At 60.0% G+C, this 22,338-nt stretch carries 24 protein-coding genes and 5 pseudogenes; 12 read left to right on the forward strand and 17 right to left on the reverse strand.

Translation table 11 applies throughout. The annotated features are described in order from the left end of the window. Positions 1 to 52: 52 nt before the first annotated feature. Both ACIP02_RS21960 and ACIP02_RS21965 read right to left on the reverse strand, forming a co-directional pair. Positions 53 to 1,129: pseudogene (locus ACIP02_RS21960) on the reverse strand (integrase). 4 nt (positions 1,130 to 1,133) lie between these two features. Further along, positions 1,134 to 1,373: pseudogene (locus ACIP02_RS21965) on the reverse strand (DUF4224 domain-containing protein); the annotation flags it as partial. A 183-nt stretch (positions 1,374 to 1,556) separates the two neighbouring features. Here ACIP02_RS21965 and ACIP02_RS21970 point away from each other — a divergent pair. Continuing rightward, positions 1,557 to 1,883 carry a hypothetical protein gene (locus tag ACIP02_RS21970; protein WP_400620498.1) on the forward strand — a complete coding sequence of 109 codons (327 nt, stop codon included), beginning with the start codon at positions 1,557 to 1,559 and terminating at the stop codon, positions 1,881 to 1,883. A 91-nt stretch (positions 1,884 to 1,974) separates the two neighbouring features. Here ACIP02_RS21970 and ACIP02_RS21975 read toward each other — a convergent pair whose 3' ends face one another. From ACIP02_RS21975 to ACIP02_RS21995, 5 genes are read right to left on the reverse strand one after another with little or no spacing between them, the layout of a single operon-like run. Continuing rightward, positions 1,975 to 2,337: a hypothetical protein gene (locus tag ACIP02_RS21975; RefSeq protein WP_400620501.1), complete on the reverse strand. Its 363-nt coding sequence runs from the start codon at positions 2,335 to 2,337 to the stop codon at positions 1,975 to 1,977. After that, a complete protein-coding gene (locus ACIP02_RS21980; protein ID WP_400620503.1) occupies positions 2,334 to 2,666 on the reverse strand; it encodes a phage protein NinX family protein in 333 nt (110 codons plus the stop codon). Before ACIP02_RS21980 ends, ACIP02_RS21975 begins: the two co-directional genes overlap by 4 nt. 56 nt (positions 2,667 to 2,722) lie before the next feature. After that, positions 2,723 to 3,058, reverse strand: coding sequence for a hypothetical protein (locus ACIP02_RS21985; RefSeq protein WP_400620506.1), 336 nt, complete (start codon positions 3,056 to 3,058; stop codon positions 2,723 to 2,725). Continuing rightward, a complete protein-coding gene (locus ACIP02_RS21990; RefSeq protein ID WP_400620509.1) occupies positions 3,055 to 3,306 on the reverse strand; it encodes a hypothetical protein in 252 nt (83 codons plus the stop codon). The genes ACIP02_RS21985 and ACIP02_RS21990 overlap by 4 nt, the downstream gene beginning before the upstream one ends. Beyond that, positions 3,303 to 3,632, reverse strand: a complete 330-nt coding sequence (locus tag ACIP02_RS21995) for a hypothetical protein (RefSeq protein WP_400620511.1) — start codon at positions 3,630 to 3,632, stop codon at positions 3,303 to 3,305. The genes ACIP02_RS21990 and ACIP02_RS21995 overlap by 4 nt, the downstream gene beginning before the upstream one ends. A gap of 101 nt (positions 3,633 to 3,733) precedes the next feature. Between ACIP02_RS21995 and ACIP02_RS22000 the strand changes: the two genes are divergently transcribed. The 4 genes from ACIP02_RS22000 (at position 3,734) to ACIP02_RS22015 (ending at position 6,173) form a co-directional block, all read left to right on the forward strand. Continuing rightward, on the forward strand, positions 3,734 to 4,453 hold the full coding sequence (locus ACIP02_RS22000; RefSeq protein ID WP_400620514.1) for a DUF5677 domain-containing protein: 720 nt from the start codon (positions 3,734 to 3,736) through the stop codon (positions 4,451 to 4,453). A 165-nt stretch (positions 4,454 to 4,618) separates the two neighbouring features. Further along, on the forward strand, positions 4,619 to 5,062 hold the full coding sequence (locus ACIP02_RS22005; protein ID WP_400620517.1) for a hypothetical protein: 444 nt from the start codon (positions 4,619 to 4,621) through the stop codon (positions 5,060 to 5,062). 224 nt (positions 5,063 to 5,286) lie between these two features. Next, positions 5,287 to 5,940: a hypothetical protein gene (locus tag ACIP02_RS22010; protein ID WP_400620520.1), complete on the forward strand. Its 654-nt coding sequence runs from the start codon at positions 5,287 to 5,289 to the stop codon at positions 5,938 to 5,940. 44 nt (positions 5,941 to 5,984) lie between these two features. Beyond that, positions 5,985 to 6,173 (forward strand): DUF2514 family protein, encoded by a 189-nt coding sequence (locus tag ACIP02_RS22015; protein ID WP_400620523.1) that lies wholly within the window; start codon positions 5,985 to 5,987, stop codon positions 6,171 to 6,173. A 5-nt stretch (positions 6,174 to 6,178) separates the two neighbouring features. On the opposite strand, the gene ACIP02_RS22020 is transcribed toward ACIP02_RS22015, so the two are convergent. Further along, complete coding sequence (locus ACIP02_RS22020) at positions 6,179 to 6,958, reverse strand: trypsin-like peptidase domain-containing protein (RefSeq protein ID WP_400620526.1); 780 nt, start codon at positions 6,956 to 6,958, stop codon at positions 6,179 to 6,181. A gap of 134 nt (positions 6,959 to 7,092) precedes the next feature. Between ACIP02_RS22020 and ACIP02_RS22025 the strand changes: the two genes are divergently transcribed. The 3 genes and pseudogenes from ACIP02_RS22025 (at position 7,093) to ACIP02_RS22035 (ending at position 7,984) form a co-directional block, all read left to right on the forward strand. Then, a complete protein-coding gene (locus ACIP02_RS22025; RefSeq protein WP_400620529.1) occupies positions 7,093 to 7,314 on the forward strand; it encodes a hypothetical protein in 222 nt (73 codons plus the stop codon). 73 nt (positions 7,315 to 7,387) lie between these two features. After that, positions 7,388 to 7,672, forward strand: a pseudogene (locus tag ACIP02_RS22030) (hypothetical protein); the annotation flags it as partial. Positions 7,673 to 7,678: 6 nt separating this feature from the next. After that, positions 7,679 to 7,984: a hypothetical protein gene (locus ACIP02_RS22035; RefSeq protein WP_400620568.1), complete on the forward strand. Its 306-nt coding sequence runs from the start codon at positions 7,679 to 7,681 to the stop codon at positions 7,982 to 7,984. 154 nt (positions 7,985 to 8,138) lie between these two features. On the opposite strand, the gene ACIP02_RS22040 is transcribed toward ACIP02_RS22035, so the two are convergent. From ACIP02_RS22040 to ACIP02_RS22055, 4 genes are all read right to left on the reverse strand, one after another. After that, the gene (locus ACIP02_RS22040) at positions 8,139 to 8,585 is read right to left on the reverse strand and encodes a hypothetical protein (protein ID WP_400620532.1); all 447 of its coding nucleotides are present in this window, start codon (positions 8,583 to 8,585) and stop codon (positions 8,139 to 8,141) included. A gap of 368 nt (positions 8,586 to 8,953) precedes the next feature. Continuing rightward, positions 8,954 to 9,223: a DUF3077 domain-containing protein gene (locus ACIP02_RS22045; RefSeq protein ID WP_400620535.1), complete on the reverse strand. Its 270-nt coding sequence runs from the start codon at positions 9,221 to 9,223 to the stop codon at positions 8,954 to 8,956. Between the two features lie 865 nt (positions 9,224 to 10,088). After that, positions 10,089 to 10,730, reverse strand: coding sequence for a 3-oxoacid CoA-transferase subunit B (locus tag ACIP02_RS22050; protein ID WP_400620538.1), 642 nt, complete (start codon positions 10,728 to 10,730; stop codon positions 10,089 to 10,091). 8 nt (positions 10,731 to 10,738) lie between these two features. Continuing rightward, positions 10,739 to 11,434, reverse strand: a complete 696-nt coding sequence (locus ACIP02_RS22055) for a 3-oxoacid CoA-transferase subunit A (protein WP_400620541.1) — start codon at positions 11,432 to 11,434, stop codon at positions 10,739 to 10,741. Between the two features lie 297 nt (positions 11,435 to 11,731). Between ACIP02_RS22055 and ACIP02_RS22060 the strand changes: the two genes are divergently transcribed. Continuing rightward, a complete protein-coding gene (locus ACIP02_RS22060; RefSeq protein ID WP_400620544.1) occupies positions 11,732 to 12,610 on the forward strand; it encodes a LysR substrate-binding domain-containing protein in 879 nt (292 codons plus the stop codon). A gap of 171 nt (positions 12,611 to 12,781) precedes the next feature. On the opposite strand, the gene ACIP02_RS22065 is transcribed toward ACIP02_RS22060, so the two are convergent. Next, complete coding sequence (locus tag ACIP02_RS22065; RefSeq protein ID WP_400620547.1) at positions 12,782 to 13,999, reverse strand: amidohydrolase family protein; 1,218 nt, start codon at positions 13,997 to 13,999, stop codon at positions 12,782 to 12,784. Between the two features lie 283 nt (positions 14,000 to 14,282). Between ACIP02_RS22065 and ACIP02_RS22070 the strand changes: the two genes are divergently transcribed. Further along, entirely contained in the window at positions 14,283 to 15,449 is a 1,167-nt protein-coding gene (locus ACIP02_RS22070; RefSeq protein WP_400620550.1) for an MFS transporter, read from the forward strand. Between the two features lie 193 nt (positions 15,450 to 15,642). Here the strand turns inward: ACIP02_RS22070 and ACIP02_RS22075 are convergent. Further along, positions 15,643 to 15,846 (reverse strand): annotated as a pseudogene (locus tag ACIP02_RS22075) (LysR family transcriptional regulator); the annotation flags it as partial. A gap of 1 nt (position 15,847) precedes the next feature. Between ACIP02_RS22075 and ACIP02_RS22080 the strand changes: the two are divergent. Continuing rightward, positions 15,848 to 16,186: pseudogene (locus ACIP02_RS22080) on the forward strand (salicylate 1-monooxygenase); the annotation flags it as partial. Between the two features lie 123 nt (positions 16,187 to 16,309). Here ACIP02_RS22080 and ACIP02_RS22085 read toward each other — a convergent pair. Next, positions 16,310 to 17,272: an XdhC family protein gene (locus tag ACIP02_RS22085; RefSeq protein WP_400620553.1), complete on the reverse strand. Its 963-nt coding sequence runs from the start codon at positions 17,270 to 17,272 to the stop codon at positions 16,310 to 16,312. A gap of 105 nt (positions 17,273 to 17,377) precedes the next feature. Between ACIP02_RS22085 and ACIP02_RS22090 the strand changes: the two genes are divergently transcribed. Continuing rightward, entirely contained in the window at positions 17,378 to 18,016 is a 639-nt protein-coding gene (locus tag ACIP02_RS22090) for a TetR/AcrR family transcriptional regulator (protein ID WP_400620556.1), read from the forward strand. A gap of 2 nt (positions 18,017 to 18,018) precedes the next feature. On the opposite strand, the gene ACIP02_RS22095 is transcribed toward ACIP02_RS22090, so the two are convergent. Continuing rightward, positions 18,019 to 21,582 (reverse strand): molybdopterin cofactor-binding domain-containing protein, encoded by a 3,564-nt coding sequence (locus tag ACIP02_RS22095; RefSeq protein WP_400620559.1) that lies wholly within the window; start codon positions 21,580 to 21,582, stop codon positions 18,019 to 18,021. Further along, complete coding sequence (locus tag ACIP02_RS22100) at positions 21,579 to 22,052, reverse strand: (2Fe-2S)-binding protein (RefSeq protein ID WP_400620562.1); 474 nt, start codon at positions 22,050 to 22,052, stop codon at positions 21,579 to 21,581. Before ACIP02_RS22100 ends, ACIP02_RS22095 begins: the two co-directional genes overlap by 4 nt. Between the last annotated feature and the right edge of the window lie 286 nt (positions 22,053 to 22,338).

Raw genomic sequence — 22,338 nt, forward strand, 5'->3', positions numbered from 1 at the left:
AAAAAAGCCACCCATGGGAACACTTTGATTTGTCAGCGCTGACAATACTTTGCTACTTGGTGGGTTTCGCCAAGGCTCCAATTCGACGATAAACCCGCTCCGTGATGTCGCCCTTGGTGTGGCCCAGCAGCAGGCTGGCGTGGTCGACATCAGTGATTTCTGAAGCGGCCTTCGGGCGAATGTCGCGAAACTGGAATTGGCCGATCCGGCCTGCCAGTACCTGGTCGCCGGCGGCGACCGCTACCTTCACCGCTTCCTCCCTGGCGTCATCCCAACGATGGCGAAGCATGGGCCCCGTTACCCGTTACCCGTTACCCGTTTGCCGTTATCGGTTAGTAGTAGGTAAGGCGAGGTGTGTGGAGCGTTGCGCTCCAGTATCTTCCTGATAAGGGCAGCCCAGGCTGCTCTCCATTCCATCAACCTCGAGCATGATCCGCAGCTTCTTGTGGGTCTTCTTCTGCTTCACGCCGAGGGCCTTGCCCTCGATATCGTCCCTTCTCATCACCAGTACGTCCGCCGGACGCTGGCCCGTCAAATACGCCAAGTCCATGGCATCCTTCAGTTCACCTACCGCTTTTGCGTAGACCGCGTTCCAGATCGCGTCATTCGCATAGAAGTCCCGCGGCACCTCTTTGTTCTTGCGTACCCCCTGGCACGGGTTTTCGTTGTTCGTGAGCCCCCATTCCCGGGCGATGTTGAAAATGTGCGCCAGGGTGGCGATCTCCCGGTTGGCCCTGACCGGTGCCGTCCTGGCATCGCGATACTTCGCCACATGCGCGGGCGTGATGCCATCGATTGGTGCCTTCTCGAAATAGGTTCGCAGTTGGCGAATCTCCGCTAGGTTGTCCTTCTGGGTTCGCGGTGCCTTCTTCGGGATAATGTCGCGCTTGTACCGGTCGAAGATTGCGCCCATGGTGACTAGGTCCCTTGGTTTTTCTTTGGCCTCCAGTTCGGCCCACTTTAGCCGGGCCAGGCTAACGTCGGTTCCAAGAGGTATAGGTTTGCCCGACTTGTCCAGGTAGAAATAGCTGATCCACTCCTTGCCCGGGTTCTTCTTGCTCTTGCTGGTGCGCTTGCGCCGGTACATGCCTGGCGGCAAATCGCGGTTCTCGATCTTTCTGGGGCGTATTGCACCTCACCTTCGAAATGTCTGGTGTCCAAGCGGGTATCGCTGGTGGTGGTGGCGCTAGGGGCACCACCTCAAGGGTTACGCCCAGCTTCATGCGGGCGTATTGGCGACCAACCAGAGGTCGGCTGCCACGGCTTTCGACGAAGTGCCAGCCACGATCATTGAGCCAGCGGCGCTGCCAGCCCCTGGCCTTGTATCCGGTCAGGTCGGCCAGCTCTTCGTCCGAAAGGATTTCGGTTTCCATGGGATGGTCTCTACGCCGCCAGTGGCGGCTAGGGTGAGGGGGTACTTGGCGGTGAAATGGTTCGTCTTCAAGGACGTGCAGGCAGGGCTCATCAAGCCACGTGTGGGGGAGGAATGCGGTCTTCAGAAGAGATCGGGCTTATGACAGAATTAGCATATATTTCAGAGGGTAAGGCGCGTTTTCATGAAGTGGACAGATATGCTAAGCGTCGCTAGTTCAATTGCGACGTTAACGGGAGTTTCTCTGGTATGGCTAAGTACGCAGCCAGCTTTCAAAAGCGTTTCGATTTTAGCGCTGGCGTTTCAAGGAGTAGTTGGCCTGGTCGCCTCTCTCCTCACGGTTGGGGTGACTTTTTTCCTTGTAAGGACGCATAGCTCGGCCCTTGAAGAGGTCAAACCAAGAAATGTGATCTATGTGTGGACCTTGTGCCTGTCGATTTTGATTGTTGCGTGGCTAATCGCAATGTCCATTATTTGGTCATTTGCTATGATGTTGTGGTCAATCAAGTGACAACTTGGATTCGGTGACGGTCCCAGCGGTATCGAAGCCAGCCCTTGCGCGGGTACATCGCGGACCCTTGTAGATCAGGCGGGCGTAAACATCAGGGGCATGACCATGGCTTCTTCTCTTGGGCACGGCGTGCAACGCCTTCCATGATGGCGATCGACATAAACCTGCGCTCTTGCACTGCCGGGCTGTCGGGGTCGTAGTTGGCGCGGAGATAGGTCTTGGGATCGCTGGCCATGGCCCGCTTAACCCGCGTGAAGTTCTCGTCGCGCTGCCAGAGGCTGCTCCAGGCCGAGAAGGGGTTCTTGCTCTTTTCCTCGCCTTCGGCCAGCTTCCAGATGGCCTGGCGGTCAAAGGTCATGAGCATGTCCATGGCGCAGACGGCCAGCCGCAGCTCGTCGTAGCCTTGGCGCTCGCCGGATTTCGCGGCCTCGATGATTTCGCCAAGGGTCTTCATGCCATCAACTCCTTCGGCACCTGGACGGTATCGCCGAGCTTGGCCTTGACCAGGCCTCGGCAGAAGGCAATTAGCGCAGTTGGGCCGTAGCACCTGAATCCAGACCTTCCCGGGCCAGAGCTGTAGCGGAAGCCTGCATTAGCCAGGTGGGCCTCGTAGTGCAGGCCGCCGTTGTGCTTGTCGATCAGTGGGCCGCCCTGGCTCCATTCGGTGGATGGTGAGTAAATTGAGCGGATGCTTTCGATCAGCTCGACACCGCCTCGGTCGTGAACCTTCACCAACTCGCGACCATGCCGCCAACTCGTCTCGACGCTTTCCACCTTTGCCACCGCTCAGTCCAGCGGCGCACCGATTAGGTTCGATACCCTCACTTCGATCAGGTCGGTCATGGCATCTGCTCTCCGCGCTGGGCAGCGACACTTACGATGGCCGTGCGCGCAGCCTTTCGGCGATCGCCCTGGGCGTACTCGCTGTTCACCCAGATCATGGTGTCGTCAGCCCAGACGGCCTCATCCTCGCCGGATCCTTCGACGTTGATATGCATGCCCAGGCCAATGGCCAGCTTGAGTGCATCGCCGTCGTTGATGTTGGGATTCCAATGCGCCCGGGTGCCTGACTGACCCTTGATTCGCAGAGGCCATTTCGGATCGCTGCAGGTGCAGGGCTCAACTTCAAGGCCGGAGGCCTTGGCTGCCAGCAGCAGTTCTTCAAGTTCGGTCACATCTGATACCTCTCATCAATCCAGCGCCCAGGGGCCAGTGCGGATGTAGGTTCGGGTTGGGTTTCGTGCGGGGAGAGCTGGCGCTCGTTTGCGGCCTGCAGCTGGCTGTCGGGGATGCAGCTGATGCCGACCCCATTCAGCAGGTAGCAGGTAACGCCGCGCTGGCTGTCGCGCTGCATGTCGATGACGTTCTCGGTTGCGCTGGCGCCGGTGGCCAGCAGCAGGAGGCAGGTGGCGAGGCGGGTCATGGCTGCACCTCGCGCCGGGCCCAGCAGCACACTGGGCCGTCGTCGGTGTCGTGAATGGCCAGGCAGAACCAGCCGTCGCCTTCTGGCTTGCCGGGCTCCCAGTGCCCGCAATGCGGCTCATCGGATGCGTAGTACCGATCAGCGATCTCTTCCGGCGCATCGGTCTCCAGGTAGACCATGACGAGCTGCAGGCCCTGCTGCACGATCCAAGCCTTGCACTTCTCTCCGTCTTCCTCTTCGAAGTCGGGCAGGTAGGGATGCTCAAACATCCCGTATTCATCGCGCACAACCAGCGCCGGCTGCATTAGATTGATTTTTTCAGGCATGACGCCTCCTTTGCCGCTAAAGTGGAGTAGCGATTTTTTTTGCGTTTCGTGCGCCGCAGCTGTTACTGGTGGTGTCGTAAGTTAAACAGGGAGTTACATGAATGTCAGTTTATGACTTTGATCGGAAGGGGTTTCTTTCGAGTTATGTCTATGCTCATAGAGTCAAAGTTCTTGGTGTGTACGCGGGTCAATTTGATGAATGTGGAAAGCTCTCAGAGCAAGCTCAGTCATTGGTTGTAAACTCAAAGGTAAAAGAAAGCGAGAAGTCAAAGATTTGCTCGTTGCTGTTCGCGGAAAGAACTCTTAGAGGATGTCAGGCGGCGATTCGCCTCTGCGAGATCGGGATGGTGCAAGAAGCCCAAGTGCTTACACGTACCGCACTCGAGACAATGTTTCACTCATCTGCGCTACTGGTTAAGCCAGAGATTGTTGATGATATTGTATTGAATGATGATCACGAAGCCAGGAAATTTGCTGACTCTATACTGAAAGATGTTTCTAAAGATGAAGTCTCTCAAGATGATAAAGATTATCTCGAAGCGCTTCGTGAGAGAAGTAAAGGGAAGCAATTTAGTGTGTATGACTCAGCAAAGATTGCAAATATGAGCAGAAAATATGCGGTGGAGTATAGGTTTTTATCGGCAATGGCCGGTCACGCTACCATTCGTTCATTGGATAGGTCGCTTGCCCCAGAGGGAAGTGGATACGCATTTTATATTGGACCCTCAGTAGATCAGTTGGAGTTGACTTTGAGCATAGTCGCGCATTGCTTGGAGCAATGTGTGTATATCCTGAAATTTCTTATGCGTGATCTGAAATGATCAGTGCTCACAAAGCAAAGGTACTGGAGCTCGGCGTGCGATAGTTATGCAGTGTAGTTGTCGGGGAGGAAGGGTTGGGCTAAATCGGCGTTGCTGGATCGGTTTTCTGTGGGCATGGGGATACCTCGCGGCTATAGTACCGCCTCAAATTTAGAGGGTGCAGGGATGACATGGGCTGAAGCTTGGAAATGGATTAGTGATAACAACGGAGCTCTTGCGTTTCTTTTGGCTCTAGGTGTTGCTGGTTGCGGCCTTTATCACTACATATCGATTAAGCGCTCAGAAGAGCGAGGGAGAAGGTTTTCCAGCTATCACGAGTTAGTCGAGGCCTTGAATGGAGACGGAAAAGGAGGGTCGCCATACATTGATCGTCAAATTACCGTTGTCTACGAGATGCGAAATTTCCCAGAATATTATCCTGTGACTTTGCGCCTTTTAAAACGATCTCTGGAACGATGGCGCATGCGTGATCGCGACGCTGTGTACATCAACAGATGGCTTTGGAAGAAGCCTGTTAACAATAGTTCTCTTGTTCAAGAAGCTGAGCTTACTATCAAATATATCGAGCGGATACGCAGCGAAAAAAGCTATCTCCTTATTCCTGAATAAGATCGCTCGTAGAAGTTTGTGGCCATTGCGTGTAGGAGCCTCCTCGCCGGGGAGGCGTTATCATTGAGATAGTGGAAGTGAATTCGCAGCGCGCGGATTGTTAGCCTGGCCGTTACCAAGGGTCCGTAGCAGCTTCAAAAACGCTGCAGTCGTTTCCGAAGGTGATGGGCATGATGGCTCCTGTCCGTTATGATCGCGAGTAGGTTAGGAAGGGGAGATTCTGCATGTCGTTTTGCCTTGCATTGAAGGAAGTTGATTGGGCGTTGACCAAAGATGTGTTCTCAATCATTGGAACTATCGCCAGCGCTGCAGGGATTGGATTGGCTTTTTATGTAAGCCTTGTGGGTCTATCGACTTGGAAGAGACAACTGTCTGGAACTGCTAGTCATGAACTAGCCAAACGAGCACTCATCGAGTTGTACAAGTTTCGCGAGGCTCTGGATAGAGTTAGAAATCCACTGATTCTACCCAGTGAAAATACGGTCACCGTAGTCGCTCTTGGACGTAATAATGAAGCCGTGGATCGCTATGTCGGACGATGCTCAGCTTACGATAATCGCTTTAAGCGTGTGGCTGAAGCTCGTAGAAACCTTGATGTTACTCTGCTTGAGGCGGAGGCGCTGTGGGGGAACGTTTTAAAACTTTTGGTAAAGCCTCTTAATGATAAAAGCTGGGATTTATATCGCTATATAGAAGATCACCTTCTTTCAACAGATCCGCGCACTGCCCCAGAAGAGAGAGCCGCTTACGTCGATATATTAAAAGGTAGACCAAACATAATGTATCGACGTACTAATGTTGCGGAAGATGACTTCGCTCTCTCATTTAATGAAGATCTCGAGAAAGCTGAAGTTTATCTAAAATACAAGCTGGCTTAAGCTCGTCTTCTCCGGGACGCCAGCCAGCTCGCTGCCACCGTCAGTTGCTCCAACACGGATATCGCCGCTGTCGCCAGAGGCGAGACAGCCACCTGCGCCGCCATGGTGCCTCCGACCTGCTCACACGGGCTGATGCTCGAGCGGGAGAGCTGGCGGCGGCTTATGATCGAGCCCTGATCGTCGGCAAACAGTGCGCGCGCGAATATGACTCATTAATTAGCGAAAAGCATTGATTTATTTAAGCTGGATTGTGTTTGACAAATTCTGCTGCCGCGTGATCGATTAATTCTATGACGTGGCGTTGTTTAATAATGAGGCCAAGTCCAAGAATCTGCTCGACACCAGCTGCCTGTATGTTGGTTGGGATTGTTTGTAGTTTGGCATGTCGGATCATGGTTTCAGATACCACACCTAACAGAACGTATCTTCCGTTTGCCGATGCGAACACTGGGCTGCCACTTGAACCTGGAAAAACCTGAGCATCGAGAACTATCTGGCCTTTTCCATTGAAATCAATTTCCGGCATTGAAGAAATCCAACCCTTTCTAACTAGTGGGAGGTTGTTAATCTGATCGTACCGGTTTGCCGGATATCCTACAAAGATAGCTTCGCTGCCTGGGAAAATAGCTCTATGATCAGGCTCTTCCAAGAATTGGTCGTGCAGGTTTCTATAAAATGCGTCTGTATGCGTGATACTAGAAGCATTAACGCAAGCTAAGTCGATGTTAGGGTCCGGATGAGAGTAATATTGCTCAGAGAAGCCTAATTGCTCAAATTTTCGGATATTCCCATAAATAGGATTGCCTGCCGCGTCTTTCCGGTTAAGGCTAATAGAGAGCTGCATCTCCGGATCAATAAAGACATGACGGTTAGAGATCATGAGTGTTAGCTTTCGGCCGCTCCCATCATTGAGCTCGGTTTCGTGGAAAAAACCGGTTCCTATCGATTGAAGTGATGTCTTTGGGTCGAACACTTCAACTCTTGCGGTCAAATATGAGATTTCTTTCTCGAAAGACATTCCGGGCTCCATTCGGTTTTTCGGGCGGGCCCAGAGTATTCACCACCTTCACACCTGTTTTCAACAACTGATGCGTCCAAGGCTGCTGGGCCTGCTAAGGTAAAAAATACACCGTGTCTCCTGAGAGGTTAAAAATGGAAGCGCGCGCCTTGATTGAGATGGTCGAGGCTGGAGAGCCGCTGCTTCAGCAGGCCGTCGACGCCATGCGGGATTATCACCAAGCTCAGGATTGCGGCGCGCCGGCGGAGGAAGTGGAGCGCCTACTTCTGGCCGAGTCGCTGTTCCAGGTTGTATCCGATTATCAGCTTCGGGTGATTGCTATGATGCGCGACAAGGAGATGCCGCCTCTCCACTGATCCGCTGGCCGGCGATTGCCCGCTGCGAATTCCGCCCATACGTTACTGTATCGATATGCAGTATTGGTGCGTTATGTATTTCCTCTTCGTTCGCCGTCGCGTCAAGGGTGTAGCCATTCCGTCCGATCAGCTTCGTAAGGTCCAGCCCTTGCGAGCGGACATCCACATTGGCGACCATCAAAGCGAACCGCTGGGCCGAGTGGCGACCCAGGCCTGGGTCTTCAACCCAACACCAGGGCCCGACATCATCCCGCGCTCGCACGATGCTAAGGTCAACGGCATGGCCCAGCTCGGCACGAATATCAACGGTGTTGAAGACGTCGACGGCGTCCTGTACGCGCAGTCCTGGTGGTGCAGGGGCAGAATGATGGCCGGGATACTGAAAGCTTGGCTGGATGAGCTGAACGACCAATTTTCCCTGGTGACCGATCCAGACGGGCGCGCCGCTGTGCTCGATGAGATGGCCTATGCCGCTCACCGCCGGCGTGAAGTCAGTTCGGAGAACCTGGTCGACATACTGGAGCTGTCCGAGGCCGCTCGTTATTGGGCTCTGATGGAGTTCGAAGAGGCCTATCACATAGGCCTGTTCAAGTACGAATCGTGGGAGGGGATGGGGAGTGATGAGCCTGGACGGATCATCGTTGGCAGAACGCCAGGGTGGGGGTGCTGAAGCTGTCTATAACTGCTCGAAAGCTTCTCGGTTTTACTGGATGAAAGTCGATGAAACTGGCCGAACTGTATTAGACAGGGGCGATGCACAGGCCGCTGGTGGCGCGGCCTGAGGTACGAATCTCATGCTACTGCTGCAGCACTGGAGTCACTATTCAAGGTAGGGCTGGAACGAGCACGAGTGCCCCTCGCCCCAGGTAAGTCCAGGCCGCGATTGCGAACGCTATCATTCCCATCGAAAAGGCAGTCAAGCCGACAAGACCAACCGTCCACGCCCAAATGTCCCACCATTTCGAAAAGCTCCATTCCTTGTCCTTTTCAATTGCCGCTCGCCAACGTTCACCAATTGCATAGTCTCTAGCCAGCACCACGACGAGTGTGAAGGAAAACAGCAGCATCGAGACCGTTAAGCTGACCCAAGCCCACCTTGCAGAATGCAAAACTGCCGAGGGAAGGCCAACCTTGTCCGAAAAGAAGACAGAGCAGGTGGCGAGAGCACCTCCGCTCAGCACAAATAAAAGCTTGATGATCTCAAGCGCGTACTTGAGTGTGGCCTTCTGATGGTCGTCATGCCGCGCCACTTCTTTTTCATCCCATGCCAAGTTGCTTCACTCCATTCTGGGGGCGGTATCCGGTCCGAGTTTAGCGCCTGGCAGCTCGCCTTCAACCCCGTAAATCGATTCCAAAACTCAAACGGCGACCCTTGCAGTATGCGGCTTGTAGCCGTGCCGTTTCATCTTTGTTTTGGAATCGATTTTATTGCTGGCGCCGGATGGATCGGGCGCTTATGCCACGGTTTTGAAACCGTCGATGGGCAACTATCCTAGAGTTCGAATCTCTACGCTTCCGCCACCTTTTTAGCAAACGCCCCGATTATTCGGGGCGTTTGCGTTTCTGCGTTTTGATAAGCACCGTTCTTGTCAAACCCGACGCAGATGCATCGTGGATACTGCCTGCCAGGGCAACCCAGTCAGCGCATCATCCCCAATTCGGCATCATCCATCAGCGCCTTGGCCAACGCACTCAGATAGTGAGCAGCCCAGATCATCATGGGCTTCTCATCCATCAAGCCGACAATCGTCAGTTCCCGCACATACCCCATCAACTCCGATGATTGCTCTCGGGCGCTCTTGCAGGGGATGCCGGCTTCGATACGGAACAGCGGGTGGGTCTGGTTTTCACCTTGGTAGAAGATGGTCTTGCCTACCGTGGTCTTCTCGTTGGAATCGTCTGTAGTCATAGGGCCACCCCCACGGCTTGGGCGAGGGTGTCCATGAAGGAGTGGAGGGTGCGGGGTGGGTCGGGAAGCAACTTCAACATTGTTCAATTCCTGTCTGGTGCTGCCACCTTTCAGCCGTCAAGCAGAAGGGTGGCAGCTGTACGTGGGTTGACGGACCGGCGGAATTGAGAAGCTCCGGCGCACGCAAGCGTGCCCGCACGTACAGCCACCATAGAGGTGTGCCATAACTCAAAACCATCGCGGCCCGTCAAAGCCGTGTCACTGATATGCAGCGACAGACCCAGACTAGAGGCCCGGTTGGGCACCCGCAACGGAAAATAGGCGGCAACAGTATCTTTGGGAAATGCCCTACAAGAAAGCGCTAAATTCTGATTTTTTGAGGCAAATGGACATCATTTGTGCATGAGGATTTGCGGGGTGCTGTCGCAGGTTGAGGCGGAGTCGGGCTTGGGGAAGGGGTTGTTGGTTGGGGCGATGGGGGCTGCTTTGCAGCCCGATCGCGACGTAAGGCCGCTCCCACAAAGAGACCGTGTGGTTTGAAGGGTGATGCACGGCAGTTGATGCCTGGAGACAGCGCGGTGGTTGGCACCGGCTTTGCCGGTGTTCGCGGGTGAACCCGCTCCTACTAGGATCGCGTTTGTTTTGAGGTTTTGAGGAAGGCGGGGATGCCAATTGGGCGGGTATGCACGCGGCCTGTGGGAGCGGCCTTGTGTCGCGATAGGGCTGCGCAGCAGCCCCGGGGATTCAGCGCAGGCGCAGAAATTGCTGGGGCTGCTTTGCAGCCCAATCGCGACGCAAGGCCGCACCCACAAGAAGTCCGCGCGGGCCAGCTGACAGGTGCAGGGCAGTGGCCTTGCTGCGCCGATCACTTGATCAGCGGCACACCACTCAGCTTCTGCAACTCTTCAAAGTCGATATCCGCACAGATCTCGACCACTTTCAACCCTTCAGCCGTCACTTCCAGCACGGCCAGGTCGGTGTAGATGCGGCTAACGCAACCAATACCAGTCAGCGGGTAGGTGCACTCGGGCACCAGCTTGCTTTCGCCGGTCTTGGTCAGGTGGTCCATCATCACGAATACCTGGCGCGCGCCAGTGGCCAGGTCCATCGCGCCGCCCACGGCAGGGATCGAACCTTCGGCGCCGGTGTGCCAGTTGGCCAGGTCGCCTTTTACCGAGACCTGGAAGGCGCCGAGTACGGCGATGTCCAGGTGGCCGCCGCGCATCATCGAGAACGAGTCGGCATGGTGGAAGAAGGCGCCACCGGTCAGCAGGGTCACGTGCTGTTTGCCGGCGTTGATCAAGTCATCGTCTTCCTCGCCTGGCGCAGGGCTTGGGCCCATGCCCAGCAGGCCGTTCTCGCTGTGCAGGAACACTTCCTTATCGCCCAGGTAGTTGGCCACCAGGGTCGGGGCGCCAATGCCCAGGTTCACGTACGCGCCTTCCTGGATGTCTGCGGCCACGCGTTGGGCCATCTCGGTGCGGGAGAGCTTTTTGGTGATGGTCATGGCAGGCCTCAGACAGCTTTGGCAAGCGAAGAAGCGCCAGCGCCGCTAACGGCGACCACGCGCTGGACGAAAATACCCGGGGTGATGATGTGTTCCGGGTCCAGTTCACCGAGTTCGACAACCTGGTCGACCTGGGCGATGGCGGTCTTGGCGGCCATGGCCATGATCGGGCCGAAGTTGCGCGCGGCCTTGCGGTAGGTCAGGTTGCCCCAACGGTCGCCCTTGTGCGCCTTGATCAGGGCGAAGTCAGCGTGCAGCGGCATTTCCAGTACGTACTGGCGGCCGTCGATTTCGCGGGTTTCCTTGCCTTCGGCCAGCAGGGTGCCGTAACCGGTCGGCGAGAAGAACGCGCCAATGCCCGAGCCTGCGGCGCGAATGCGCTCGGCCAGGTTGCCTTGCGGTACCACCTCAAGCTCGATCTTGCCGGCGCGGTACAGTTCGTCGAACACGTACGAGTCGGACTGGCGGGGGAACGAGCAGATCACCTTGCGTACGCTGCCTGCCATGAGCAGGGCGGCCAGGCCGATCTCGCCGTTGCCGGCGTTGTTGCTGATGATGGTCAGGTCACGGGCACCGGTGGCGATCAGGCCGTCGATCAGCTCGGACGGCATGCCGGCAGTGCCGAAGCCACCGACCATAATGGTCGATCCGTCGGTGATCCCTTCCACCGCGCTGGCGATGGACTCAAATGTTTTATTGATCAAGGCGAGCTCCTGGTTGTTCCTGGAGTTGTGGTTGTCGGGCTGGCCGGAGCGCGTGAAGCGGTGGGGCCTGTCAGCACTTGAAATGGCTTGCTGACTTTCGCTATAGCGTGCCGCAAGATAGGGCAACAGTAGAGAGGGTTTGGCTGAATTTGTGCGATTATCGAACTGTTGTGCGATGTACGAGCAGTTTGGCGGCCCTGTGCGCGGCTACAAAGCGCTGCCGGCAAAAGGGCAATGGGTCTGCATCGCCGCTTGAGGCATCATGTCCCCAGCCCTGTCTGATCGCTGAATCGTCCGATGCCCGAATCCATCAAACCCAACCGCGCCATCTATGACCTGGACATGCTCCGCACCGTGGTCATGGTGGCCGATTGCGGCAGTTTCACCACCGCCGCCGCGCGCTTGCACTCCACCCAGTCCACGGTCAGCCAAAAGGTACGCCGGCTGGAGGAAATGGTCGGCCACCAGTTGCTCGACCGCAGTAACCGCGAGGTGCACCCGACCGATGCCGGGGAAACCCTGCTGGGCTATGCGCGGCACCTGCTGGCGGTGAGCAGCCAGCTGACCGAGGCCATGTCGGGCGGGGTGACGGTGACGGTGCGTATCGGCCTGCCGGATGATTTTGTCGCGGGCAAGACGATGCAGGCGCTGGCAGCGTTCAACCGGCGCAACCCGACGGTGAAGCTGGAGATTACTGGCGGCTTGAGCCGGGACCTGATGAGCACTTACGACCGTGGCGAGTTGGACCTGGTGCTGATCAAGCAGCGCCGGCATAGCCGCGAGGCCAATGCCTGCCAGCCGGAGCGTATCGAGTGGATCGACAGTGCGCAGTACCCTTGTTTCGCCCAGGACCCGATCCCGCTGGTGACCTTTCCACCGCGCGGGTTGTACCGCGATGACATGATTGCTGCAGTCGAGGCGATGGGGCGCAGTTGGCGCATTGCGTTTACCAGTTCGAGCCTGGCGGGGATCCAGGAAGCAGTGGCCAATGGGCTGGGGGTCAGCCTGTTGCCGTCGCGGGTGGTGACGGGCGGGCATCGGGTGTTGGGGGCGGAGCAGGGGTTCAAGCCGATCAAGGTGTTTGAGGCGGCGATCTTTCATCGGCCTACGGCGGACCCGATGGTGATGGAGTTGGCGCAGATTCTGATCGGGATTTTGCGTAGCGAGGCGGAGTGAGTCGTCTTGCATAACGCTTCTGGTCAGTGCTGACCCTTGTAGCAGCGGCCTTGCGTCGCGATAGGGGCGCGCAGCGGCCCCAAGATCCGTACCCAACGCTGAAATTGCCGGGGCTGCTGCGCAGCCCATCGCGACACAAGGCCGCTCCTACAAATAGATCGCGTCGGCCCTCTAGCGACGCAACTCCGTAGCGAATTGCGCAGCCTGCAACTGCAACTGCGCAGGCCTGCCCCAGAACGCGCCGTGGCGCACGATGACCCGCTCATGAATGGCCGCCGCCACCGCCGCGGCCGCGTTCGGTGCCTTGAACAGTAGGAAGCTGGCTTCGTTACCCACCTTCAAACCATAGTCCTGCTTGCCTATCACCCCGGCGCCGGCCTCGGTCGCCATCTCCAGCGCCACCCGTAGCTCCTCGTCGGTGTTGAAGCCCGAGCGGTAGCTGATCAGCATCGCCCGCTGCAGCATGTCACCATTGCCATAAGGCCACCAGGCATCCTGAATGTTGTCGTTGCCGGTGAACACCCGCACACCCCCCGCGCGCAGGCGCAGTACGGGCGGGAAGGCGTGGTCGCCGGGGGCGTTGGTCATGATTGAAATGCCGGCGCCGGCCAGCACTTCGGCGGTGCGGTCGACCACTGCGTCGGCTACATCGCCCAGGCCATAGGCATGGCTGACTGCGACCAGGCCTTGCATGCCCAACGCGTGGGTGCGCGCAGCAATGCGCTCAAGCTGGGCGATGCAGATGTCGCCGGGCTCATGCAGGTGGATATCGACTTTCACGCCATGCCGGTCAGCGAGGCCGAACACGATGTCGAGCTGGGCGTCGGCGTCACCATCCAGGGTCGTAGGGTCGATGCCGCCGACCACCTGCACGCCCTCGCCAATGGCCGCTTCCATGACCTCGGCGGTGCCGGGGCAAGTCACTACGCCGGCCTGGGGGAAGGCCACCAGCTCGATGTCGAGCAGGTCTTTCCATTTGTCGCGCGCCTCGAGAATGGCGCGCAGGTTGGTAAGGCCGGTGCTGGCGTCCACATCCACATGGCAGCGCATGGCCAGGGTGCCGTACAAAGCGGCCTGGCGCATCAGTGCATCAGCACGCTCGACGATGGGCGGGGCGCTGGCGAGTTCGCGTTTTTCCACGGCCAGGCGCTCGCGCAGGCTGGCGACCGGCTGGTGCGGCCGCCAACGGTCACCAACGAAGCTCTTGTCCAGGTGGATGTGGCCGTCGACGAAGCCTGGCAGCGCCAGCAGGCCTTCCAGGTCGATGGTCTCGCGGGCCAGGATGCTGGCGCGTTGCGGGCCGATGTGGCTGATGCGGCCATTGATGACGGCAATGTGCAGGGGCAGGCCATCGGCGTCGATGGCATTGATGAACTCACGGTCGTTCATGATCGGGCCTTTTCTACTCAGGCTTAAGTGACGTACCACGGTAGGGCGGATGCGCGCCTGTCTCCAATTAATTATCAGGATCGGGTGCAGTGCGTTTCTGGATGCAGGCTGGGCAACCTGGCCTGCATTAAAAACTGCACTGAAGTCGATTCCGATAATTAACTTTCAAAGGTTTTGTTCCCGGCTCAGGATTGCCCCCGAGGCCCGCCCGGTCGCCTGCTTCGGCGCCTTTCAGGGCGGGTCGTCACACACAATAAAAACAAATGCCGTGTCGGAGTCCGTCATGACCCATGATTCCAAGTTGCTGCGTGCCGCGCTGATTTTCATTGCCTGTACTTCCTTCATTGTCTGTGGCGTGCAACCCATCTTCATGGGGCTGGTCACCGAGCAACTGAGCCTGTCACTCGACCAGCAGGGCTGGGTGGTGTCGGTCGAGATGATCGGCATGACCTTGGGTACCTTGCTGTGCCCATTGCTGATGAAGCGCCACGGCGGGCGCAGCCTGTGCCTGGTGGTGGGCGCGCTGTGCGTGGCATTGAGCATTGCCACGGCCTTTGCCACCACCAGCACCCTGTTGCTGGTTGTGCGCCTGGCAGCCGGCACCTGCGCGGGGCTGGTGTATGCCTATGCGGTGTCGACGCTGGGCCGCTTGCCCAATCAGGACCGCTCGTTCGGCTTAATGCTGTTGCTGCAAACGCCGGAGTACTCGCTGTTTTCCGCAGCGTTGCCACTGCTTGCTGCACAGAGCGGCACGGTCACAGCGTTGAGCGCGTTCGGCCTGTGGTACCTGCTGATCTGCGGCGCCAGCCTGGTGCTGCCACGGCGCCCGGCGGCGGCGTTGGCCAGCGGCGAAGGCTCGCCTGCCCAGGGCGGTTCGGCGCGTACCGGGCGCACGGCGTTGGTGGGCATGTTGTTCATGCAGATCGCCATCTATTGCGTGTGGGGCTTCATCGATCAGCTGGCGCGCGACCAGGGTATCGGCGGTGTCGATATCGGCTGGGCGTTCGGCCTGTCGGCCATTGGCGGCTTGCCAGGTGCCGGGCTGCCGAGTTTGCTGGGCGCGCGGGTCAACCGGCAGTTGATGATCGCCGTGGGCCTGGTGGCGGTGTTCATCTCCATCGCCATGCTCACCGGCCATACCCGCACGCCGATGCAGCTGTTCGTGGCGTTGCTGTTGATCAACTTTGGCTGGGTGCTGTCGTTGTCGTACTACATGGCGTTGATCACCACCAACGACCCGACGGGCAAGCTCACGCCGCTGGTCAGTATTACCTTGATGGGCGCTGCGGCAGTGACGCCGGCGTTGATTGCCATGCTGGTGGAAGGGTCCAACCAGCAATTGATCTTCCTGTTGGGGACGGGGGCGTTGGTCATTGCCTTTGCCGTTACCTGCCTGGGCGCGGATACCAGGAGGGTAAGCCACAGGGCGGCGCAGAACGCAAAGCTTTAGCAGGGACCCTGTAGGAGCGGCCTTGCGTCGCGATGGGCTGCGCAGCAGCCCCTGCGTTTGCGCAGAGATGCACAGATTGTTGGGGCTGCTGCGCAGCCCATCGCGACGCAAGGCCGCTCCTACAAGGGCCAGTGCTGGGCAGGAGATATGTGCAAGACAGTTGCGCCCATAGGCAGGGATTCAGGGCAGCTCCTCAGGCATCTGAAAACAACTCGAACATCAGTTGCCGCAACCAGCGATTCGCCGGGTCCTTGTTGAACCGTCCATGCCAGAACAGGTTGATCTCGATGTTCGGCAGTTCTGCCGGCGGCGGCAAAATGCTCAAGCCGAACGGGACCTGGCAACTGCTGGCAAAGCGCTCCGGCACCGTTGCCAGCAAATCACTGCGTCGCAAAACGCACGCCATGTTGCCGCACCAGGGCGCGGGGGCCGGGCAGGGGCTGGAAGATGCCTGGTTGCTGGCGCGGTTGTTGGCGGACCCGGGCGTGCTTGGCAATCGGCCGCAGGCAGTGCTTGAGGCGTATGACGCAGTCCGGCGGCCGCGTGCGTGCCGGGTGCAGCGCACCTCGTGGGAAGCAGGGGAGTTGTATGAGTTTCGTGACCCGGCTGTGCTGGATGACCCGCAGTTGCTGGGCAAGGTGCTGGGCGAGCGCTTTTACTGGCTGTGGAACCATGATTTGCAGGATGACCTGAGGCAGGCCCGGCGGCTGTTGGGGTTGCAGGTGCAGGCGGCCTGATTAAGTGGCTGGCACCGGCTGCGCCGGTGTTCGCGGCTAAAGCCGCTCCTACAAGTACAGCGTGAGCCTGAAGCCAGCGCAGTACCTGTGGGAGCGGGTTTACCCGCGAAGCAGACAGGACCACTACAACGCATCCCGCGCCTTGCCCCGGTACACCCGCAACACATCCGCCATCACCGCCAGCGCAATCTCCGCTGGCGACTTGCTGCCCAGGTCCAACCCGATGGGCATGTGCAGCCGCTCGATCTGTTGGTCGCTCAACCCGCCAATTCGCTGCAGCCGTTCGGCACGCCGTGCCGATGTCGCGGCCGAGCCCATGGCGCCAATGTAGAACGCTGGCGTATGCACCGCCTCCATCAGCGCCAGGTCATCGATTTTCGGGTCGTGGGTCAGCGCCACCACGGCGGTGGCCGCATGGCAACCGCCCGCCGCGATGAACAACGAGGGCAATACCCGGTGCATCTGCGCGCCCTGTATCTGCACATGCGCCATCTCTTCACGCGGGTCGCAGGCAATAACCTCGCAGCCCAGCGTACGCGCAATGTCGGCACAGGCTTCGGCAACCGGTGACAGCCCGGCCAGCACCAGGCGCAGGGCAGGGCCGATGCCGATATGCACGGCATCCTCGTCCATGCGCACGGCAACACTGTTGTCGCCGTGCACCGTAAAGTCTCCCGCCGGCAAGGCGACTTTGCGGGTGACACGCTGCTGCCCCAACAACGCCCCGCGCAAGGCCTGCAGATGCGCCAGCCAGGCACCTTGGGCCGGCCGCCGCTCCACCAGCACCACCAGCACGCCGCCGCAGGGCAGGCGCAACCGCCGGCTCTGTTCCTGACCATCGCCATATCGCACCACCTGCGCAGGCTGGCTGAACGCGTCGTGCGCCAGGCTGGCAAGGAACTCTTCTTCGACGCAGCCGCCGGACAGAGAGCCGACCCATTCTTGCGCGCTACGGCACGCCAGCATTGCGCCAGGTGAGCGGGGCGCCGAGCCGTAAGTGGACAGCACCGTGCATAGCCAAACCGTATCGCCGGCCCGGGCCCATTGCAGGGCCTGGTCGATCACCTGCAGGTCGAGATGCTGCATGCTCCGCTCCCTCGCTCATACGGTCTGTGCCCAGCCGAAAAAGCCGCGCAATGGCCCATCGTCTGTGGCAGTGTGGGTTATCTGGCCAGCCCCACAGGGACCGACATGCAAACGCGTAAAACCGGTATTCGTGCCCAACAGGCCGACCGCACCCGGGACAACATTCTCAAGGCCGCGGTAAAGGTCTTCAGCAAGGAAGGCTTCACCGGTGGGCGCGTCGAGCAGATCTCCACCCTGGCCAAGTCCAACGACCGGATGATCTATTACTACTTCGGCAACAAGGAAAAGCTGTTCATCAGTGTACTGGAGCACATCTACGCCAGCTTCAACCAGGCCGAAGCCAGGCTGCGGCTCGACCTCACCGACCCCGAGCAGGCCCTGCGCGAGCTGGTGGCGTTTATCTGGGACTACTACGTGCGCCACCCCGAATTCGTCACCATCCTGGCCACCGAAAACCTTCACCAGGGCCAGCACGCGCGCAAGTCGCAAAACCTCAAGGCCTTGTCTGGCGAGGCGGTTGGCGTGCTGCGGCCGATCATCGAGGCGGGCCAGGCCAAGGGCCTGTTCCGCGACGACATCGACATCACCCACGCCTACCTGATGATTGCCTCGCTCTGCTACTTCTATAACTCCAACCGCCATACGCTCAGCTCGTTCCTTGCCGTGGACCTGGCCGACAAGCAGGCCAAGGCCGACTGGCTGGTCTTCATCAGCGACCTCGCCCTGCGCGGCCTGCGCCGCTGACCTCAATGGCTGCCGGGGTTGGCGCGCACTTGCGCGGCCTTGGTGGCCAGCCCTTGCCAGGCCGGCTTGTCAGCTGCAAAGCGCTGGCGCAGGTAGGCCGCCAGGTCGGCTACCTGGCGGTCCGACAGGCTGCCCTTGAAGCCGGGCATGTAACCCAGGTCGCGGGTTGCCGGGGTCGGTATGCCGTGCAGTACCACCCGTAGCAGGTTGTCCGGCAGGTCGCTGTGAACGTTGCTGTTGACCGCCATCGACGGGCTGACGCCAAACAGCTTTGGCCCCAGGCCATCGCTGTGGCAGGCCATGCACGCGCCTTTGAACACCCGCTCGCCGTTGCTCAGCGACACTTGCGTGTCTGCCTGAGTCGCAGCTTTGGCGGTTTGCGCCTGTGGCTCGCCATCGAGTGAACTGAGGTAGTGGGCGATGGCGCGTACGTCGCTTTTCGGCAGCGTGGCCAGTTCGCTGACCACCGGGCCCATGGGGCCCGCCGCCACGCCGTGCTTCTCGGAAAAGCCGGTGCTCAGGTAGCTGAACAGTTCGTCTTCGCTCCACGGCGTAGACGACTTGCCCAAGGCATTCAGGGCCGGGGCTTCCCAGCCATCGACCATGCCACCAGCCAGGTAGCTGCTGCCGGCTTTTTCTGCGCCCATCAGGTTGCGCGGCGAATGGCAGGCGGTGCAATGGCCCAGGCCATCGACCAGGTAAGCGCCGCGGTTCCACTGTTCGCTGCGCTGCGGGTTTGGCTGGTATTCACCGCGTTGCAGAAACAGCGCGTTCCAGCCGGCCATCAACGGCCGCTGGTTGAACGGGAAGCGCATCTGGTTGGCGGGCGCTTCCTGGCGCACCGGGGCTTGCGACATCAGGTAGGCATACAGTGCCTGCATGTCGGCGTCGTTGATGTTGCGAAACGAGGTGTAGGGAAAGGCCGGGTACAGGTGCCGGCCATCACGGCTGATGCCTTCGCGCATGGCCCGCTCGAAGGCGGCGAACGACCAGCGGCCGATGCCGGTTTCCGGGTCGGGAGTGATGTTGGTGCTGTACAGCGTGCCGAACGGCGTGTCCATCGCCAGCCCGCCGACATTCACCTTGCCGCCGCTGACCGTATGGCACACGGCGCAGTCGCCGGCCGCGGCCACCTGGCGCCCGCGTTCGAGCATCGCGGCGCTCCAGCTGCCCGCACCCGGTGGGGTCACCGGGGCGATTTCGGCGCGCCAGGGCAGGGCGGTGGCAAGCATGCCCAAGGCAGCGCCGAACACCCCGGCCAGCCCGCCGAACCACCACCGGGAGCGCTTGCTTGCCGTTGGTGGCGGTGTCGCTGCTTCAGGCCCCTGGGCATCGCCACCGAGGGCGGCGCGCACCCGTTCGGCGGTGATCGGCAGCTCGCGAAAACGAATGCCGGTGGCGTCGAAAATGGCGTTGGCGATGGCTGCTGCGCTGGGCACCGAGGCCGACTCGCCACTGCCCATCGGGGGTTCGTGCTGGCGCGGCTGCATCATCACGTCGATGGCGGGCAGCTCGGGAAAGGTCAGGATCGGGTAGCCGCCCCATTCCTTGCTGGCCACGGTCGACGCTTCGAAGCTCACCTGTTCCTTCAGTACCCGGCTGGTGGACTGGATGACATTGCCGTGAATCTGGTGGCGCACGCCCTCGGGGTTGACCATCATGCCGGCATCATGGCCGATCACCACGCGGGTGACGGCGACTTCACCGGTACGCCGGTCCACCGCCACATCGGCTACCCACGCCGCCCAGGCCGCGCCGAAACCGGGGAACTTGCTGTGGATGTAACGCGCGTAAGCAAAGCCGCGACCGCGCAGCACGTCACCTTCGGCTTGTGCCTGCATGGGTTGAGTATGCGCCTGCCAGTTGGCGCGTTCGGCGGTGGCTTTGACCAGGTCGATGGCGCGCGGGTCGGACAGGTGCTTGAGGCGATATTCGACCGGGTCGACACCGGCCGCAAAGGCCAGCTCATCGATGTACGATTCGTGGGCGAAGCTGTTGGGCATGGCTGATACGCCGCGCATCCACGAAGCGCGCACCAGCGGTGTCATGTCGTTGATGGTGACGCGCATGTGTTCGTAGTCATACGGTGGGATCGAGGTGCGGTCACCCATTTCAAACAGTGCCGGCACCGGTTCCACGGTGCCGGTCAACAGCAGGGCCAGGGTAGGCGCACCGTTGGACGGGTAGCTGGTCTGGAAGTCGTAGGCGGCCACGCTGCCATCGGCATTCAGGCCGCCGTCGATCTCCATCAGTTGTGCAGTGCCCTTGGGTTCCCACACGTGTTCCTGCTCACGGGTCAGCTGCACCCGCACCGGGCGCTGCACGGCGCGCGACAGCAGCACTGCATCGGCGCACACATCATCGGCGCAGTTGCGGCCATAGCAGCCGGCGGCCTCCATGCGGATGATCTCGATGCGCTCTTCGCCACATGCCAGTAGCCAGGCCAGGTCAGCGCGCAGCAGGTGCGGATTTTGCGTGCCGGACCACACGCGAATCTGCCCGGTTGTGTAGTCGGCCAGCGCGCACGAGGGGCCGATCGAAGCATGCAACTGGTACGGCCACAGGTAGCTGCGGCTAAGGCGCTGGCTGGCATTGGCGATGCCGGCGTCGACATCGCCCTGGTCCAGCACGGTACGCTGCACCCGCGGGTTGTCGCGGATGGCCTGGGCGACATCGCTCAGGTCGGGCAGCTTCTCGGTAAAGGGCTTCCAGCTGATTTTCAGCTCATGGGCCGCGCGGATCGCTTGCTCCTCGCGCTCGGCCACTACGCCCACGAAGTCGCGGATCACCACCACGGCCACCACGCCGGGCACATGGGCGATGGAGCTCTCATCTACCGCCAGCAGGCTGTTGCCGACGAAGTCGCCGCTGTCGTGGCCGGCGTAGGGCGGGCGGATGACCCGGCCATGCAGCATGTCGGGCAGGCGCATGTCGTGCACGTAGGTCAGTTCACCGGTGGCCTTGCCGGGGATGTCCACGCGGGCGGTGCTGCGCCCGACCAGGCGGTAGTCTTCGATGGCTTTCAGCGGCGCGTCGTCGGCAATGTGCAGCTGTTGGTTTTCGCCGCGTACCAGTTCGGCAAAGCTCAGTGTGCTGCCATTACAGGCGATAACCGTGCCGTCTTCAATGCGCAGCGCCTCGGGCTCGCCGCCAAGGCGATGCGCCGCCTGTTGCAACAGATGGCGGCGCGCCGTGGCCGCAGCCTTGCGCAGCGGTACGGCGGAAATCTGCAAGGTGGCACTGGCAATGGTCGCGCCTTGGTTGGGTGCCCGTTCGGTGTCGCCCAGCACCATGTGCACCTGGTCCATGCGCAGGTCCAGCTCTTCGGCGACGATCTGCGCCAGCGAGGTGCGGATGCCGGTGCCCAGGTCGACGTGGCCATTGAACGCGTAGACCATACCGTCGTCGCTGACCGCGATGAACAGCGCCAGCTCGCGGTCCTTGACCACGGGTGTCACGCCCTTGGCCACTGGGCCGGAGGGCGGGGTAATCTGGTCAACGATCAGCAGTACGCCGGTCTTGGCCAGCAGCTGGTTGCGGCTGGGCACCTGTTGCGAGTGGTTCATGCTTTTCTCCGGGTCTCGGCGGCGCGGCGCACGGCGCGCAGGATTTCGACGTGGGTACCGCAGCGGCACAGGTTGCCGGACAGTTCGTTGCGGATCTGTTCGTCGCTGGGCTCGGGGATGCGGTCGAGCAGGGCCTTGGCGGTCATGATCATGCCGTTCATGCAGTAGCCGCACTGGGCTGCCTGTTCGTCGATGAACGCCTGTTGCACCGGGTGCGGCGAGGCCTTGCTGCCCAGCCCCTCGAGGGTGGTGATGTCACGGCCCGCTGCGCCGGCCAGGGGAATGACGCAGGAGCGGGCGGCGATGCCGTCGATGATCACCGTGCACGCCCCGCACTCGCCCAGGCCGCAGCCGTACTTGGGGCCGTTCAGGCACAGGTCGTTGCGCAGGATCAGCAGCAGCGGGGTGTCGGGCATGGCGCTGACGTCGACCGCCTGGCCGTTGATCCGCAGGGAGATGGTTGTTTGCATTATGGGCTCATCTCTGGAGGTTGCTTGCGCTACCAAAACACTCAAATGCTGCGTGTATTTCGGTAAGTACTCACTACATGAAATGAGAGAGCAAGAAGCAGGCCAGGGGCGAAGCTGGAGGTTTCAACAGGGTTGCAGGGTGGGTGCTAGTACGGTGCTGGCTTTGAGATAAAAGTCCACCTTGTAGGAGCGGCCTTGCGTCGCGATGGGCTGCGCAGCAGCCCCAGGGTATGCGCACAGATGCATAAATTGCCGGGGCTGCTGCGCAGCCCATCGCGACGCAAGG

Source organism: Pseudomonas sp. NPDC089408 (assembly GCF_044749445.1).
GTDB lineage: Bacteria > Pseudomonadota > Gammaproteobacteria > Pseudomonadales > Pseudomonadaceae > Aquipseudomonas.